The following is a 17,996-nucleotide window of genomic DNA, read 5'->3' on the forward strand; positions in this document are numbered from 1 at the left end:
CACAAGATACTCCGTAATCAGAATCGACAATATTTGTAGAGCTACTTACGGAGATCCTTCCTTCGTCAGGATGACAAACTGGAACGGTTAAACTAAATTCTCAATAAAAAAAATCCCAAATTCCAAAACTAAAGTATGGAATTTGGGATTTTAAGTATTGGAATTTTGAAACTATGAAATCTCTCCTCTAAGTGCTGTTTCAAAAATATCTTTAAATTCGTTTTGCGGAATCTTATGTCCAAGCAAATACATTAATTTTGTAATTGCTGCTTCTGTCGTAATGTCTTTTCCTGAAATCACTCCAAGCGATTTTAAAGCTGTACTCGTTTCATATTGTCCCATGTTTACGCTTCCGCCCGAACATTGGGTTACGTTTACGATATACATTCCTGATTTGATAGCTTTTTCAATTAAATTTAAAAACCAGTCTTCGGTCGGAGCGTTTCCTGAACCGTAAGTTTCGAGTATAATACCTCTTAGACCTTTAGTTGCTAAGATTGAAGCCAAAACAATTTCGCTCATTCCAGGAAACATTTTAATAATGGCAACGTGATTGTCTAAATTTTTATGGACAATCAATTTTGCGTCTTTGTTTATAGGAAGAAATAAATGTTTATTCAATTTTAAGTGCACTCCAGATTCTACCAATTCTGGATAATTTGGTGCTGTAAAAGCTCTAAAATGTTCTGCATTTACTTTCGAAGTTCGGTTGCCTCGGTATAGTTTGTATTCAAAATACAGACAAACTTCTGTAATTACTGGTTTCCCGTTTTCTTGAAGAGAAGCAATCTGAATCGCCGTAATCAGGTTTTCTTTTGCATCGGTACGTAAATCTCCAATTGGCAACTGCGAACCTGTAAAAACTACAGGTTTTGACAAATTCTCCAGCATAAAACTCAATGCTGAAGCCGAATATGACATGGTATCAGATCCATGTAATACCACAAATCCATCAAAAGAAGCGTAACTTTCCTCAATGATTGTGGCAATTTTTGTCCACATCTCAGGATTCATATTCGAAGAATCTATTGGATGTTCAAATGAAATGGATTCGATTTCACAATCCAATTGTTTGATTTCTGGAATCTTCTGTATCAATTTGCCAAAGTTGAACGCCTTAAGCGCTCCAGTTTCAAAATCTTTGCTCATACCGATGGTTCCTCCGGTATAAATCAATAATATTTTAGCTTTAGATGACATCTTGGTATTTTAATTTATTGACAACCGGATTGGCATACATTGCCAAAAATCCTTGTCTTGTCACAGGATTATCACTTCCGATACGCATTTCTAAACGACGCTCAAAAAGCTGTTTTTCGCTTTCTTTGTATTTGTCAGCAAATCGGTCTGTTTCGTTTAAAATATCGTAAGCAATAAAATTAGTCGGCCATAATTGATAGTTTTTCAAAACAACGTCATCAATAGTTTGTGCCAAAGCCAGAACCTGTTTGTTTGCATTATCATTTTCGGCTACGATCTGATCAATTTCTGTATCTAAAACATCTCCGACAGAAATATGGATTCTTTTCTTAGTTCCCATGATACCGCTAATGATATTCATGAAATCTTCGTTTTTATCTTTTACGTAAACCTCATTGTTGGCTTCTGCCATTAATTGCGGCATTTTCAACACATCGGTCGGGTCGTATTCGTATGAAATGGAAACTGGAACTATTTTTAATTTTTTAAAATAATCCATTAAGTTTTCTTCGTCAGATCCCATTCCAATCATTTTTAAAACACCTGGATTAGTTTCGTCATTTCCGTCTTTTGTTCTTCCTTCTTTCTGAGCAATCCAAACCGAACGATTTTCGCGAAGCAATAATTGTCCCATATATTCTGAAAGAAGCTTAGAACTTTGCAGCATTTCTCGAGGTGTTAATCCTCTTAAAACTAAAAAGTTTCGATTCAATTTTGCTAAAGTTGCCAAAAAGGCTTTCTTAACCAAATTGTCTCCAATTGCAGATGCCGTCATCACTAAACCATGTTCAAACAAACATACATTTAATAGCGTCGTATCTAAAAGAATATCTCTGTGATTCGATATAAATAAGTAAGAAGTATTTGGTTCTAATTTTTCAAAACCTGAAGTTGTTAAGCCCTCAGAACTTTTTTCTAAAACCTTCTGAATTGTATTGTAAATAAAATTGCATTGAAAATCACGAATCGAATGTGTTTTCTTTAATTGATCTTTCCAAACCTCATCCTCTACATCTGGAAAAGTAAAGTTCATCATGGTTTTCATCATTGGATGATTGACAACACCATGAAGTGCTTCATTTATTTCAGAATCATAAAAAGGTCGAATGGCATCAAATTTCTGCATTATTTATATTGATTTTAAGTGGGCAAAAGAACAAAAAAAAAATTACATTAAAGTAACGAATAGATTAAATCCCAAAAACGTCCTTCGAATTCTGGGTTGTTATCGCTGCTATTTCATCTTCAGAAACTTCGTAAATCGTTGCCAATTTTGAAATTACATTCACTAAATAACTGCTTTCATTTCGTTTTCCTCGGTATGGAATTGGTGCTAAATAAGGAGAATCTGTCTCCAGAACGATGTGTTTTAAATCGATTTGATTTAAAAACTGATCGATTTTTCCATTCTTAAATGTAACCACACCACCAATTCCTAATTTCATATTATAAGAAATAGCTTGCAAAGCCTGTTCTAAAGTTCCGGAAAAACAATGAAAAATCCCAAATAAATCTTCAGATTTTTCTTCTTCAAGCACTTCAAAAATTTCGTCAAAGGCTTCACGGCAATGAATTACAATAGGTAATTTGTATTGTTTTGCCAGTTGAATCTGTTTTTTAAAAGCAATCTGCTGTTCTTTTAAATGTGTTTTATCCCAATACAAATCGATCCCAATTTCACCAACAGCATAAAACTTTCTTTTGGCCAGTTCATTTTCAACATGCGCCAATTCTTCCAGATAATTATCTTTTACATAAGTGGGATGCAATCCCATCATTAAGAATACATTATCGGGATAATTTTTCTCTAAATCGTACATAGACTGAGTTGCCGCTGCATCGATTGCAGGAATAAAAAAACGGGTAACTCCTGCGTTAATGGCACGCTGTATCATTTCGTCACGATCCTGATCAAATTCTTCAGAATATAAGTGCGTGTGGGTATCAGTAATAATAGGTGTTGAATTCAAGGCTTTCATTTTAAAGTGGTCAAAATTACGACAATATTAAAAGAATACCAATTTTGTAGAGATTACGGGACGCGGATTTGACTGATTCACTTCGTGAAACCGCTGATAAAACGGATTATTCTCTCTTTTCATTTTGAGAAATGACGCTTAGAATGAGAAAAACCTTTGTCAAAGTTTAAAACTTTGACAAAGGTTGCTGTATTTTTTTATCATCTTAAGGAACGAAGAATCTCAAAAGTAGTATCGCAAAGAAAACCCCCATTTTTTCTGACGATCAACTAGTGTGATCCTTCGTTCCTCAGGACGACAAACTGAATTAATAAAATATCATTTGCCTGTTTCAATAAATAACAAAGCACGGTCCAAAACTTCATCTTTTCCTTCCTGAATGCCTTTAATTGTTGGCTTTACTTCAATATCAGGAACTATGCCAATTCTTTGAGTTTCGCGCTTATCTGGGTAATAAACCCCAATTCCTGAAAATAATGTACGAAATGCTTTAAACTCAAATACAGAAATATTACCATCTGCTCCTGAAGTCTGACTTCCAATGATAGTCGTATTCCCCGAAGCTCGAAAACACATTGCTGTCCATTCTGCGTGGCTCTGCGTTTTCTCATTCAATAAAACAACTACTTTTCCTTTATAATTATCCTTATTGTCAGATCCGCTTGAAGTGCCTTCATTGTTCCATTTAAATCTACCTGGATAACTTAAATCCGGAATAGTATAAATGGCAAACTTATTTTCTTGAGGACTTATAAAATTTGATATCTCTATGGCAGTTCCTTTTGGATAATTTCTTACATCAAAAACAATTGCTTTGGTGTTTTTGAGCAGTTCAATCATATCGGGAATATTTCTGTCTGTTAAAATTCCCATGTCAACATAGCCAATATTATGATCTAATAATTTGAACCTCTCTTTCTTTTTCTTTGCTCCTTTTTTAAATTCGTTTCTGTGAGAATCATGATAATCGTGCCATATCATCGTTTTGGTTAAATATTCTCCATTTTTAAGAAATTCTACTTTAACGGTATCCGATTTACTTATTAAGATTCCGCCAATTATCTTTTCCAAATATTTAGCATTATTAGAAGCACTAACCAGATTCTTATTTTCCGCAATAAAATCTTTTATTGTTTGATTGTTTATTTTAGTAATGACATCGCCTACTTTTATATTATCAGCTTGTGCCAGACTATCCGCTAAAATTTCAGTAACAACAACTTTATCATCGATTATCTTTCCGTTGGCAGGGAAATATGTAGTCGGCAAACGAGCTTCTGAAGTAGGATAAACATAAACTTCCGTATGACTATCATCAATACTTGACATTAGTCTTCTTATTACCAAATTAAAAAAATCATCATGATTCTTAGCTTGAATAGCAAGAGGTATAATTTTATCTAATGTGATGTCCCATTTCTGATCCATCTGATATTTATAAGGGAAATAATATTCTATTAAATTCCAGAGCATAAAAACCATTCGAAGTTTTGAATCCTTATTAGTATAGTCAGGATCTTCAGAGCTTTCATTTCTCATGCCAATATTTCCAACATATTCCATAGCATAAACATAAAATTGTTCGCCCTGAAACCTGTTTTCTTCAATAAATTTCAATTTCTTCGAAAGATTTTTAGAAAACAACTTGTTATTAAACCAGCTTAAATCAAAGTTTTTATCGAAATATTCTACATCTTTCGAAGCGGAAATTGGTGCAACTTCTTTTATAGTCCCAAGCTCATCAATCCATTTTTCTAGAATTAATGAAAACTCTTCCTTAGTTTGTGCTTTTTCTATTTTAGGTAATTTCTCCAAAAGCTGTTTATCCCAATTCACTTCTCCACCAGCGACTTTTGGATGATAATATTTTAAGAAACCCCAAACTTTGCAAGTTGCAACGAGTTTTTCTGTTTCAGTGATTTTAGCAGCACTGAAAACAGTTTGAGAAAATATGATAAAAAGAAATAAAGTAATCTTTTGCATCAATTAATCGGGTTAAGTTTTAAATTGTTTTGGGACAATTCTTATAAAAAGAAAATCGAATTTAGAACTAAAATTCCAAATTCGATTGAGGTTTTACGTAATGACCGCATTTTTTTTATCGATCTCGCTAAATTTTAACTAATTTAACTCTTCCAACAGCTGTTCAACATCATCATAATCTTCAAAATCCTGAGAAATGGTCTGTAAAATTTCCTGACATTCTTTATATTTTCCTTGTTTTAATTTAGACAAAGCCAGATTCCATTTTGCCTTTTCTTTATAAACAGAATTTCCTGCTTCTAATTCTTTAAAAATAGTTTCTGCTTTTACATATTTACCTACCTGCAATAATGAAACACCGTAGAAATATTTAATTTCTTCTGAATTATTTTCTTTTAAGATAGCTTCAAAAAGCGGTACTGCCTTTTCATATCTTTTGCCATTAAAATTATCTTCGGCCTTTTTCAAAGTTTCTTCAGAAACTCCTCTTTCAGTAAAATAAGCACTTTCTGGATGATTATAATCTTCAAAATTTGGATAATGTTTATAGTCGAAGAAAAACAATCCGAACATAATGGCAACAGAAGCCACTGCTGCAAAATACCAAGGTTTCAATGAAACTACTTTGGTTTTCTTTTTCTGGAAATATTTATCAGAGATTCGGTTTAGGTTTTCTTCAAAAGCTTCTCGCTCCGTTTCCATTCCGAATTTATTGTCTAATTGAAAATGCATTTCTTTGAAACTCTCAAATGCCGATGCCAGTTCTGGATCTTCAGTTAATTGTTTCTCCAAATTGCTTCTTTCATCAACGGTCAGTTCGCCTTGAAGATATTGGTCAAATAATATATAGCGTTCTTCGTTCATGATTAATTGTTTTTTAAAGATTTAAAATTTTTCGCTTCCTGAATCCACTGCGTCAACTGGCCCACACATAACGATTTCTTTTTTCGAACATAACCGTAAGTTACATTGAGTTTCTCGGCTACTTCTTCCATCGATTTTAAAGTGAAACTGAGTTTTAAAACTTCTTGGCATTTCTCTCCCAGTTTCTGGAACATCGTATCAAAAAGCTGTTGTTTTTCGTCAAATTCTTCTGTTTGAGCAACTAAGTCATGCGCAGATTCATTACTAGATACCACGTTCTCATAAATTGTTACCCCTTTGTTTGATGATTTTTTCAGTTCGTTCAGCCAGCGTCTTTTGCACAATAAGAAAAAGTAAGCATCAAACGGACAAGTGAGCTGTAGTTTATTGGCTTTGGCCTGATTAAAAAGCAAAATCATAATTTCCTGAATCACATCCTGAGCCTGGTCTTTATCTCCCGAATTATTGGTGATAAACAAAACAACTTTGGGCGCATACTTCTTATATATCATTTCAATAATAACCGAATCATTTGCGGCAAGCCCTTCAATATATTTTTGGTCAGGATGAATTTTGTTTTGATCCATAAAAAATGTTTTAACAGCTAATTTAAAAAAAGAATCTCAAAAATTTTCAAAAACAAGGGGTAACAATATTGCAGTGAATTGTATATAACGAAACAAAAGTCTTTTAAAAACCTTTAAAAAATTAAAAGAAATGGAAAGTTACCAATTTGTAAATGAGAAAAATCTAGACCGATTCTACGAGATAATTGCTGCCAAAACACGCAACGGTTTTGTAATTACAGAACATAATGAAAAACTGCCTTATGTGGTTTTGTCCAAAGAAAAAAAAACCATAAACCACGCACTGCATTTATTTATCAGTTTCATGACTTTAGGTTTTTGGGTAATTATCTGGATTTATCTCATTCTGAATTTCTCCCGTAAAAGAGACATTTTGGTAGCCGTTGACGAAGACGGAAATCTCTTTGAAGACAAATGCCTTTCTGCTTAAATAAAAAAATCAAAAATAAAGGGTAACAATTTTTAAAGCCAATTGATATAACAATACAAAAGCCTAAAAAATATTTTTTGAAAACAAGGGTAACAAAATCAAACCCCAATTGATTTAACTAAAAATTAATTAACCAAATCTGAAAACTACTTGAAACAATCAAGCCAGATTTATAAAAACTAGAAATTATGAAAACAAATTTTAAAAAGATCGGACTTTTATTATTAGCGATAACCACTTTTGCAAGCTGCGACGATACAAACGGAGAAGATATTAAACTTTCTCCTCCAACTGCAGCCGCTTTTAAAAGCATCAGCGAAAAGGGAGTAAAAAGAAACACTCAAAATTTTACGATGACAGCGGGGAATGGAGTCGTTACTCTAACATCCGCAAAGGGTGTCAAGCTTTACATTAACGGAGATTGTTTAACTAAAAACGGAACTCCTGTTACGGGACAAGTAGATATCGAATTTATCGAACTTTTTGATAAAGGAAATATGTTAGTGACTAACAAACCAACAATGGGAATTATGCCTGATGGAAAGAAAAATCTTTTGATTTCTGGAGGAGAATTCTTCATCAAAGCAACTCAGGGGGGAGTCGAATTACAAACCTCATGCTATATGAACATGACTGTTCCAACAGCATTAACGAATGGTTACGATAATTTAATGACTTTATGGACTGGAGTTATTGATGAAGATGGCGAACTGGCTTGGAAAGATGCCAGAGCAAATGCCGATGGAACTGGCGGAAAAGGCGGTGTTCAAGGAGAAGGAAACAATTATTATGTAACTTTTGGAAACTTTGGATGGACAAACGTTGACCGTTTCTACAGTGATCCGAGACCAAAAACTACTATTTTGGTAGATGTTCCTGAAGGATACAACAATACCAATAGTGCTTTATATCTTTCTTATGATGGCGAAGGTACCAATGCGCTTGCTAAATTAGACACTTACACAGCCGAAGGATTATTCAGTGAACACTACGGTCAGATTCCGGTTGGTCTTGCCTGTCATATAATTTTCGCAACAGAAGACGGTGGTAACTGGAGATATGCAATCAAAGGAGTGACTACTACAGCAAATGCTGTTTATACCTTTACACTAGCCGAAACAACAGTCGGTACAGAAGCCCAGCTGGTTGCTGCAATTAATGCCATTCAGTAACTTTCAAATGCTTTTTTAAGAAAAAGTGGTGATTTGCTCATCACTTTTTTTTACATTTAATCCTGTTTGAAATTTCCCCAAGAAATTTTAAGCCTCAAAACTATCTAGTTATGAAACCACATTTGTCTATTTTCTTTATTCTATTTTCTATTCTCTCAATAGGGCAAACCAAAGTAAAAGACACCATAACCCGAAGAGCAAATATCCGTTTTATTCAAAACGGAAATCAGGTTTCTTATAAACCCGAAACACCACCTTTGATTCCGATTGCGGGTGCGCCAAAGCCAAGTTATTCTTATTTATGGGAACTCGGAGACGGACATTACAGCAAAGAAGCAGAACCGAAACATGTTTACAAAAAGAAAGGCACTTATACCACTAGACTTGCCGTAACCAACAATTACGACAATGGAAAACCTCCTGCAACGCGCCCAAAAAAAGTAGCCGTTAATGATATTACAGATACCAATTATAAAGACATCGCATCAATTGCCGATCAGAATGGTTTTGCAATTATCAAAAATTGTGATCCAATTCCGGAGCAGGAAATGGTAGTCGTTGTAAGTTATCAGAATCTTGAAAATTATGTTGCCAACGGAAAGCTTTATTTGTTTTATAATGAAAAACAATTCAAACACAATAATTTCGAATTGAGCGATTTCAGAACTTATGCCGGCGAACGTGAAGTAAAAGAAAACTTAGTCGCTTCGGTTGATGATTTGAATGATTCGAATAATTTTCTGGCTTCCGCAGAAGGGAATTTCAAAACCAAAAAATACCGAAATACAACAACTGAAGAAGATTTGGACGCATCTCTTTTAGATGCCAACAAAACCTATCATAATGTTTCTGTTTTAGAATTTGATGATGCCAATCCAGGAGAAACGCGAAATGTTTTTTACACTTTCAAAACTACTCCTGAAATGATTAAGGATACCAGTGCAACCGTTACCATGCGCGGTATTTTTGTTCCGAACAGAAGTTATAAAAACCATAAAGTAAAAAATCTGGAAATGGAAATTGTGACTTCTCATGATCCAAACAAAATGGGATCTAACGGAAGATTTATGAATTACAGACTGGTTCGTTTTAAAAGAGTCAATTTTAAAACCCGTTTCCAGAATAACGGCGAAGGCCCGGCAAGAAAAATTCGTTTAGAAACAGATATTCCGGATATGTTTGACAAAAAGACTTTCCAGATTGAAAGCATGTATCCCGAATGTCCGATTTGTCCAAAAGGCGAAGAACCAACTGTAAGCTGTTTGGATACGATTATAAAACAGAAACAAATCATTTTTACTTTTAAAAATATTTACCTTCCGGGAAGCGAACAAAAAAATGTTCACGAAAAAGATTCTACAAAAGGTTTTGTAAAATACTCCATGAAGTTTGGCGAAGATTTTCATAAAGTAAAAACCAAAAGCCGAACTGCCATTATTTTTGATAAAAACGAACCGATAATTACCAATTATGCCACTACCCGATTCCTGCCTGGACTTTCGATTGGGGCAAAAGCGGGTTATAATTTTTATCCTGATTTAGATAAATCAACGAGTTATTTTGTAGGAGCTACACTTTCTCCGTTTAAATCCTATCGTTTTTATTGGCAGGTAGAATGGGTAAATGCTTTGAATCAATACAACAGCGCTGTGAATGTCTCTGACGCATTTAACACTAATGCCAATGGAACAAGGCAGTTGGTACGTACCATAACTTCGACGGAAAATAAAAATATCAACTGGGAAGTTCCGGTTTTGATTCGCTATAACATCAATAATTACATTGGAGTTGGTGCAGGAATTCAGGCGAATATCAATGTTTCTTCTGAGCAAAATCAAAGCGTAAAAGTGGATACTTATGAAGGTGATAAAGAGAACTTTTTGATTAGTTCGACAACCAGTTCTGATAAAGTGAAAAATAGTTTTACAGATGTAAAAACAGGCCTTTTATTTGATTTGACGGCAGGTTTTGCCAGAATCGGCCCAAGTCTAGGCGCTCGATATGTGATCAATTTTGAACAGAATTTTAATTATTTTCAAGTGTATGGAATCTGGAAGTTTTAGGTGGTTATACCGCAGAGATACGCGAAGGTTACACAGAGATACGCAAAGTTATTTTTGCTTTGTGAATCTTTGCGAAAAAAACTTTGTGAATCTCTGTGAAATTAAAAAAGCTTAATATGAACTTACATCACTTATATGGTTTTATCTTCCTTTTCCTGAGTCTGAATGTTTTCGGGCAAAATCAGGAGGATAAAATATATAATGCTGTGGATAGTTTTACCGCAAATCCTTCTGCAGAAGCGTTACAAAATCTTAGAAATATTGAAAGTGATTTTTGGAAAAGTGCAAAACCAAAAACAAAAGACGAATTATTGGCCTTTGTTATTCTTAGTTGTAATAAAGCCTATTATGAAAATCAGTTTGGTCAAACTTTAAAAGCGGTAAAAAGCTATGAAAATGCCTGGATGATTTATCAGAAATACAAACTGAAAAACTATGATATTGTTGAATTCTGTTTAAAACCTTTAGGGAACTTGTATACGGTTTTGGGCGATTATGAAAATGCCGAAAATACGATCAAACAATATTATTTTATTGCCAGTCAGGAGAAAAACAAAGCGCAAAAAACGGCCGCAATTCTTAATCTTTCGAATGTTTACCAGAATACTGGAAATATTTATAAAGCAATTGAATTAATTGAAAAGACCATTCAGACTGAAAAACTTTCCAACACAGAAAAAGGTCTTTTGCTGAATAATTTAGGTACGAACTATGTTTTATCTTCTAAAAAATCCGAAGCTGAAACTTCATTTTTAAAAGCTGTTTCTCTTTTAAAAAAGGATAAATCACAAACTGAAACTTTAGCCAATGCATATCGAAATCTGGCGCAGTTAAAAGTAAATGAAAATGATTTCGTAAAAGCATCAGAATACTTCGAAAAAGCCAAAACCGAATTCAATAAAACCTCTAATCGCGAACCTAGAAAAATAGGACAGTTTTATTATGAAGCAGCTTTTATTGCTTTCAGCGAAGGAAAATTTGTCGAAGCACAAGAAAATATTGATTTCATTTTTAAAACACTTATTCCTTCTTATTCTAGTACAAAAAATAAACTGCCCAATCAGAATTCGCTTTATGCGGAAACGGTTTTACTGGATGCTTTGGATTTACAAGCCTTGATTTTTTTAGCCGAAAATAAACCTAAAGAGGCGCTGAAAAGTTACGAGCTTTCTTTTCAGATTGAAGAAATGATTCAGTCACTTTTGGTTTATGAAAATTCTAAAATTATAACACAAGTCCGAAACCGAAACCGAACAGAAAAGTGTATTGAAATCTATCTTTCTCTTTATGAAAAAGAAAGAAAAATGAGCTATTTGGAAAGTGCTTTTTTACTTTCGGAACAAACTAAATCAGTTGTTTTAAAAAATCATCTTAAAAATTCAGAAACGATTTCAAGAGAAGAAAAACTGATTTTACAGCAATTGCAAAATTGGAACACCACTATTCTGAAAGAACAGCAAAAACTGGAATTGGCGGATATTTCAAAAATCAATGAAGCAGTTAAAAAACAGAACGAATTAATGCTTCTTTTGAAAACGAAACAAAGCAAAACAGATTCAAAAAAGAATACCAACTTTGATCTTTCTGCACTTTATGCCAAATTAGAAAAAGACAATGCGCTATTAATCGAATACTTTTTCGGAACACATTGTATTTATAATTTTACTTTAGAGAACAATAAAATTGCATTACATCGAATTGAAACCGACAAGAACGCTTTTCCCGAATTGCTTTCTTTTATTAGTCTTTTTAAAGATCCTTCGGCTATTACTAATAATCCTAAAAAATATAATTTGCTGGGAAATAAGGTTTACAAAAAGCTTCAAATTCCCCATTCTTCAAAACATAAAAATTTAATCTTAATTCCAGATGGTATTTTATCTTTTCTGCCTTTTGAAGCCTTAATCAATGAAACATCCAATACAACCAACTTTACAAAAATGCATTATCTGTTGGACAAATTTGATGTTGCTTATAACAATTCGGCCGAATTATATTTGAATGCCAATACGCTTTCAAACGGAAAAGAAAATATTCTCGGTGTTTTTCCGATTTTTGAAAAGACGAATTATGCACTTAGATTTTCAAAAAATGAATTAGAATCCATAAAACATAATTTTAAAGGACAGTTTTTTGAAAACGAAAATGCCAGTTTTTCAAACTTTAAAAATAATTCAATAGGAAAATCTATTATACATCTCAGTACACACGCTTCTTCAGGCGATTTGGAAACTCCTGCCAGTATCAAATTTTACGATCAAGAAATCTTGTTTTCTGAACTTTATAATTTAAAACTTAATCCCGATTTGGTGGTTTTAAGTGCTTGTGAAACGGGAATTGGAAAGTTATATAAAGCCGAAGGCGCAATGAGTGTAGCAAGAGGTTTTCAGTTTGCAGGAGCTCAAAATCTGTTGTTTTCGTTATGGAATGTAAACGATTATACGACTTCTGTTTTTATGGATTATTTCTATAAAGAAATCAAAAATGATGTTTCTTTTGTAAAAGCGAGTGGCAATGCTAAAAGAGCATTTTTAAAAGATAAAACCATTCCGAATGCTAAAAAATCTCCTTATTATTGGAGTGCTTTTGTTTATTATGGAACTATCGAAGAAACCGAAAAACCTACAAATTATATCTTCTATATCATTAGTTTTTTGGCTGTAATTGGCTTATTTTTGGGTTTCAATCAGTACAGAAATGGAAAATCTTCACGAAATTCTCAAAATAGAGAATTACAAAAAAATAAAATTCAAAATCACTAAAACCCAGCATTTACAGATTAAAGCTAAAATTAACGGCATCTCTGGAAATTTTATTTTAGACACAGGCGCATCGAACACTTGCATCGGATTTGAAAGTATAGAATACTTTGAATTAGCCGCAAAAAAATCAAAAACAAAAGCTTCGGGCGCTGGCGGAACGGGAATGAAAACTCAGATTTCCTCTCAAAATAAATTACAGTTAGGAAGCTGGAAAAACAAGGATTTCAGCATTGTGATTTTTGATCTTTCGCATGTGAATGAAGCTTTAGAATCGTACGAAGCAAAACCTGTTCATGGTATTATTGGTGCTGATGTTTTATTGGAAGGAAAAGCGATTATTGACTATTTTAACCATTATTTGTATTTAAAATAAACATTTCAATTTAGATTCATTTCTTTTACGTCTTTACGGGAAACCTCAATTTTAACAATGTTTATTGTATTATATTTGTTAGGCCATTAACAAATCTAATACTATGAAAAAAACTCTACTTTGTTTTCTTTTTTTATTACCTACCTTCATTTTTGCTCAAATCAGCAGTATCATACATTGCGCTGGTGATAATGTTTTTGATTTGACTAGTCGTTATGATGAGCTGACTAAAGACCGAATTTTAAATCCTGGCGACAAAATCACCATTAAGTATTATACGAAGGACACACATGCAACAAATGATATATACGCAGTTTCAGATCCAAAGAATTTTGTTTTCAATGAATGGCAACTATCAATTTACGCTAATTTATATGTTAATAATGAATTGAAAATTAGATACTCTTTTCTTATAATTCTGAATCGTCCCTTATCTATATATGCTGCCACTGTTACAAATCCAACCTGTGGAAACCAAAGATTAAGCGTTGGTGCTGTAGGAGGCGGAGTTTCTTATAAATATTCTTTAGATGGAATTAATTATCAATCAGAAAGTTTTTTTGATAATGTAAGTCCTGGCACCTATACTATACATGTTAAAGATAATTATGACTGTACAGCTACTATCGAAAAAGTTGTAACTCCTGTAGCTCCACTTACCGCAACAAGTTTGAAAATAGATAATAGTTGTAATGGTTTTCCTGATGGTAGAATAGAAGTTACTCCTATTGGAGGAGTAGCAAATTACTCCTATTCTAAAGATGGAGGAACTAATTATCAATCTTTTAATATATTCTCGAATTTGGCGGCAGGTCAATATAATATGATGGTAAAAGATGCTTCAGGATGTACATTTCCATTTCAAGTAGAAATAGTAAGTCCCGCAATTTTACACTCTTATGTCACCGCTACTAACGTCAGCGCTCTTGGCAACAACGATGCCGAAATAACAGTTACTGCAACGGGAGGAACACCTGAATATTCTTATCTTTTACGTGACATATCTGGAATAGTCATAAGACCTTTTCAGCTTTCAAACAGATTCCCAAACTTAGATGCTGGTACTTATATGGTAGAAGTGAGAGATAAAAAAGGATGTACTTTTATGACTCAAATTACCATACCTGCTCCAACAGCTCCTTTGAATGCCTCTATCACGACAATTGATGGTACATGCGATAATCCTTCGGGCGCTATGATACTGGTAAATGCAACAGGTGGATCGGGCTCTTATTTGTATTCTATAAATGATGAACCATACAGTGTTTCAAATATCTTTCCAAATTTAGCCTCTGGTAATTATGTGGTAAATGTGAAAGACAGTCAAAACGCTATCGTAAATATTCCCGTTGTTATAAAATCGTATGAACCGCTAATTGCAACTGCCAATTATACAAAAATTGAAAATTGCTCCATAAATTACGATTCTATTATTACTATTACAGCTAGTGGCGGTAAAATGCCCTATCAATACGCAGTTAATCAATCAACGAGTTATAAAGAGAGTAATACCTTTTTTGGTGCAGCGCCGGGTGAGCATACTATATATGTTAGAGATGCTAATGGATGTATATTTACCAAGACATTAACTATTGATTCACCTGTTTTATTGACAGCAACTGTAACTGTTAACGAAGCCGAAATTTGTGGGGGCAAAAGTTTTGCTACGATTAATGTGAGCGGAGGTAAAGAACCTTACAGTTATTCTTTTAACCAAGGAAGCATCTATTCTAATGTAAATACAGCTGAGTTATCGGCAGGATATTATACTTTATTTGCGAAAGATGCTAATGGCTGCATCGTTAGTCAATCTGTGCTAATTACTCCAAACTCTCCACTTACAAGTACGCTTGTAGCCTACACTAATACAACAACTCCAGATAGCAATGATGGAAGTATAACCATGAATGCGACAGGCGGAACATTGCCATACTCTTATTCAATTACAAATAGTAATAATGCAGCAGTGTTTCCCGCTCAAGCATCTAATACTTTTACCAATTTAGCACCAGGATTTTACAGCATAGTTGTTAAAGATGCTAAAGGATGTCTTTCACAAACCATAGAAGTAGCTATTTTAGCACCATCTGTTACACCACAACTTACAGCTGTTGTTGATGTAATCCAGCCGGATTGTATGAATCCAATGGCAACTATAACAATTTTGGCTAGTGGAGGATCTGGTGGTTACCAATACTCAATTGACAATGGTATAACATATACTGCGAGCAACACTTTTATCGTTTATCAAGCTGGCAATTACATCATAAAAGTTCGCGATGCTGAAAATGCGGAATATAGTACTGTTTTAGCAGTAGAGCCTTCAGATCCTTTACATCTTAATGTTGCAATCGTTTCTCCTGTTACTTGTCAGCAAAATGGAGCAATATTTGCTAATGCTATAGGAGGGAAACACCCTATCTCTTATTCTATAAATGGCGCCCCATTTAGTGACGCTAATATCTTCGAAAATCTTCTTCCAGGTGTCTATACAATAACTGCAAAAGACAATAATGGCTGTACTGAAACTACTGTTATTAACCTAGAAACACCTATTCCATTAACTGCTACTGTTACAATAGAAAATCAAACGGCTATTATTAATGCAACTGGAGGAAGTGGTGAGTTAAAATATGCTGTCTCTCCTAATTTAAATATATTTTCAAGTCAAAATGTCTACACAAATTTGGCTCCTGGAGATTACACTGCAGTTATTCAAGATGTAAATGGATGTTTTATAATGCTAGCTTTTGTAATTGAAGTTCCAGCTCCTTCTGCAGATGGAAAAACTATCGTAAATATAGAATTCAAGCAAGGGCAAACTTTAGGCGACCTTGTTATTGAAGGACAAAATATAAAATGGTACAGTACTCCTGGAAGTTCTCCAACTGGAAAAACAAGTAAATCGGCTGAAACACCTTTACCGTTGTCTACTGTTTTAGTTGATGGAGTTACTTATTATGCATCGCAGACTATTAATGGAATCGAAAGTAAAGAACGTCTTGCTGTTACTGCAAAAGTAAACGGCTCTCTTTCTACTCCAGATTTCCAATTGGCCAATTTCAAGTTTTATCCTAATCCTGTAAAACATATTTTGAGTATTAAAAACCAATCTAATATAGATCATATTCAAATTTTCTCTGTTTCTGGAAAATCTGTTTTGTCTAAAAATATTAACAGCACTTCTGCCGAAATTGATTTATCTGGTCTTTCAACGGGAATGTATATCTTAAATGTAAGATCTGACGGAAAAGAAAAAGCATTCAAATTTGTCAAAGAATAGTGATTCTAAAACACATAAAAAAAGCCTTCATAAATTTTGAAGGCTTTTTTTATGCATTTGTCTCGTCCTGAAATAAGTTGACATAAAATTGACTTATTTATGAATAATCCAGAATTTAAAAAAGAGCGACGTAGTCAGCGAGATTACAACTTAGGCTTTAAATTAGCCGTTATTTCGCAGGTAGAAAAAGGCGAACTTACTTACAAGCAGGCGCAGAAAAAAATACGGAATACAGGGAAGAAGCACTGTTTTGGTTTGGTTACGAAAATTTGGTAACTTAGACTGGAGCAAACCTAATCTTCTTTTTATGTCAAAATCAAAAGAAACTCCGGCACAGATTATCAAAAGATTAGAAAAAGAACTGGCAGATGAAAAACTGAAAAACATGGTTCTTAATACTATGATTGATATTTCTGACAGTCAATATGGAACTCAAATCAGAAAAAAGTTTTCTCCCAAACCATCAGAAGCATCCGGCAGGAAAAAGGAATAAGTATGTCCTATGCCTGTAGATTATTTGGGATAAGCCGACAATCGATTTATCAGCATGAATCACGTTTACTAATACGCGAAGAACAATTGCTCAAAGTTAGGGAACTGGTTGAAAAACAAAGAAGAATAATGCCTAGATTAGGCACAAGAAAACTTTATTTTTTATTGGAGCATTGTTTTGCTGAAAATGGAATTAAAATCGGTAGAGATGCATTTTTCAAGTATTTAAAAAGAGAGCAGCTGCTTATAAAGCCTGCAAAGAGTTATATTAAAACAACTTTTTCTAAACACTGGCTTCATAAATATCCTAATCTTCTAAAAGATATTAATGTGCATAGGCCCGAACAGGTCTTTGTAAGTGATATAACTTATGTAAAATCATATGAAAGAACCCATTATCTCTCATTAGTTACAGACGTTTTCAGCAGGAAAATTGTCGGCTATCATTTAAGTGACGATATGAGTGCAGAGAATGTTGTTAAAGCCCTGAAAATGGCAGTTAAAAATAGAAAAAACAAACTTGCACTTATACATCATTCAGACAGAGGGCTTCAGTATTGTTCCCAGATTTATCAGAATGAATTAAGAAAGAACAATATTGAACCATCAATGACCGATGGATATGATTGCTATCAGAATGCTTTAGCAGAAAGAATCAATGGGATTTTAAAGCATGAATTTTTAATCTATAAATGTAAATCAGCAGTAGAATTAAATAAATTAATTAAAGAATCTATAGAATGCTATAATCAAAAAAGGCCGCATTTAAGCTTGAAAATGAAAACACCTAATTTTGTATATCAAAAAA

Annotated in this window: 12 protein-coding genes and 1 pseudogene; 7 read left to right on the top strand and 6 right to left on the bottom strand. The window is 33.6% G+C overall.

What is annotated here, in order from left to right; all coding sequences use genetic code 11:
* Nucleotides 1-171: 171 nt before the first annotated feature.
* From GSY47_RS18525 to GSY47_RS18550, 6 genes are all read right to left on the bottom strand, one after another.
* Nucleotides 172-1,200 carry an asparaginase gene (locus tag GSY47_RS18525; RefSeq protein ID WP_179003882.1) on the bottom strand — a complete coding sequence of 343 codons (1,029 nt, stop codon included), beginning with the start codon at nucleotides 1,198-1,200 and terminating at the stop codon, nucleotides 172-174.
* Nucleotides 1,190-2,326 (bottom strand): 1-acyl-sn-glycerol-3-phosphate acyltransferase, encoded by a 1,137-nt coding sequence (locus GSY47_RS18530; protein WP_179003881.1) that lies wholly within the window; start codon nucleotides 2,324-2,326, stop codon nucleotides 1,190-1,192. Before GSY47_RS18530 ends, GSY47_RS18525 begins: the two co-directional genes overlap by 11 nt.
* Nucleotides 2,327-2,390: 64 nt before the next feature.
* Nucleotides 2,391-3,179 carry a TatD family hydrolase gene (locus GSY47_RS18535; RefSeq protein WP_179003880.1) on the bottom strand — a complete coding sequence of 263 codons (789 nt, stop codon included), beginning with the start codon at nucleotides 3,177-3,179 and terminating at the stop codon, nucleotides 2,391-2,393.
* A gap of 318 nt (nucleotides 3,180-3,497) precedes the next feature.
* A complete protein-coding gene (locus GSY47_RS18540; protein WP_179003879.1) occupies nucleotides 3,498-5,162 on the bottom strand; it encodes a S41 family peptidase in 1,665 nt (554 codons plus the stop codon).
* A 138-nt stretch (nucleotides 5,163-5,300) separates the two neighbouring features.
* The gene (locus tag GSY47_RS18545) at nucleotides 5,301-6,026 is read right to left on the bottom strand and encodes a CDC27 family protein (RefSeq protein ID WP_179003878.1); all 726 of its coding nucleotides are present in this window, start codon (nucleotides 6,024-6,026) and stop codon (nucleotides 5,301-5,303) included.
* 2 nt (nucleotides 6,027-6,028) lie between these two features.
* Nucleotides 6,029-6,613 (bottom strand): RNA polymerase sigma factor, encoded by a 585-nt coding sequence (locus GSY47_RS18550; RefSeq protein ID WP_179003877.1) that lies wholly within the window; start codon nucleotides 6,611-6,613, stop codon nucleotides 6,029-6,031.
* A gap of 130 nt (nucleotides 6,614-6,743) precedes the next feature.
* Between GSY47_RS18550 and GSY47_RS18555 the strand changes: the two genes are divergently transcribed.
* The 7 genes and pseudogenes from GSY47_RS18555 to GSY47_RS18585 all read left to right on the top strand — a co-directional run.
* Entirely contained in the window at nucleotides 6,744-7,043 is a 300-nt protein-coding gene (locus GSY47_RS18555; protein ID WP_179003876.1) for a hypothetical protein, read from the top strand.
* Between the two features lie 188 nt (nucleotides 7,044-7,231).
* Nucleotides 7,232-8,215, top strand: coding sequence for a hypothetical protein (locus tag GSY47_RS18560; protein WP_179003875.1), 984 nt, complete (start codon nucleotides 7,232-7,234; stop codon nucleotides 8,213-8,215).
* Between the two features lie 110 nt (nucleotides 8,216-8,325).
* Nucleotides 8,326-10,278, top strand: a complete 1,953-nt coding sequence (locus tag GSY47_RS18565; RefSeq protein WP_179003874.1) for a PKD domain-containing protein — start codon at nucleotides 8,326-8,328, stop codon at nucleotides 10,276-10,278.
* Nucleotides 10,279-10,394: 116 nt separating this feature from the next.
* Nucleotides 10,395-13,040, top strand: coding sequence for a CHAT domain-containing protein (locus GSY47_RS18570; RefSeq protein ID WP_179003873.1), 2,646 nt, complete (start codon nucleotides 10,395-10,397; stop codon nucleotides 13,038-13,040).
* Nucleotides 12,976-13,413, top strand: a complete 438-nt coding sequence (locus GSY47_RS18575; protein WP_179003872.1) for a retropepsin-like aspartic protease — start codon at nucleotides 12,976-12,978, stop codon at nucleotides 13,411-13,413. The genes GSY47_RS18570 and GSY47_RS18575 overlap by 65 nt, the downstream gene beginning before the upstream one ends.
* Before the next feature lie 103 nt (nucleotides 13,414-13,516).
* Nucleotides 13,517-16,696, top strand: coding sequence for a T9SS type A sorting domain-containing protein (locus tag GSY47_RS18580; RefSeq protein ID WP_179003871.1), 3,180 nt, complete (start codon nucleotides 13,517-13,519; stop codon nucleotides 16,694-16,696).
* A 99-nt stretch (nucleotides 16,697-16,795) separates the two neighbouring features.
* A pseudogene (locus GSY47_RS18585) lies at nucleotides 16,796-17,996 on the top strand (IS3 family transposase); the annotation flags it as partial.

Source organism: Flavobacterium quisquiliarum, assembly GCF_019308285.1.
Taxonomy (GTDB): Bacteria; Bacteroidota; Bacteroidia; order Flavobacteriales; family Flavobacteriaceae; genus Flavobacterium; species Flavobacterium quisquiliarum.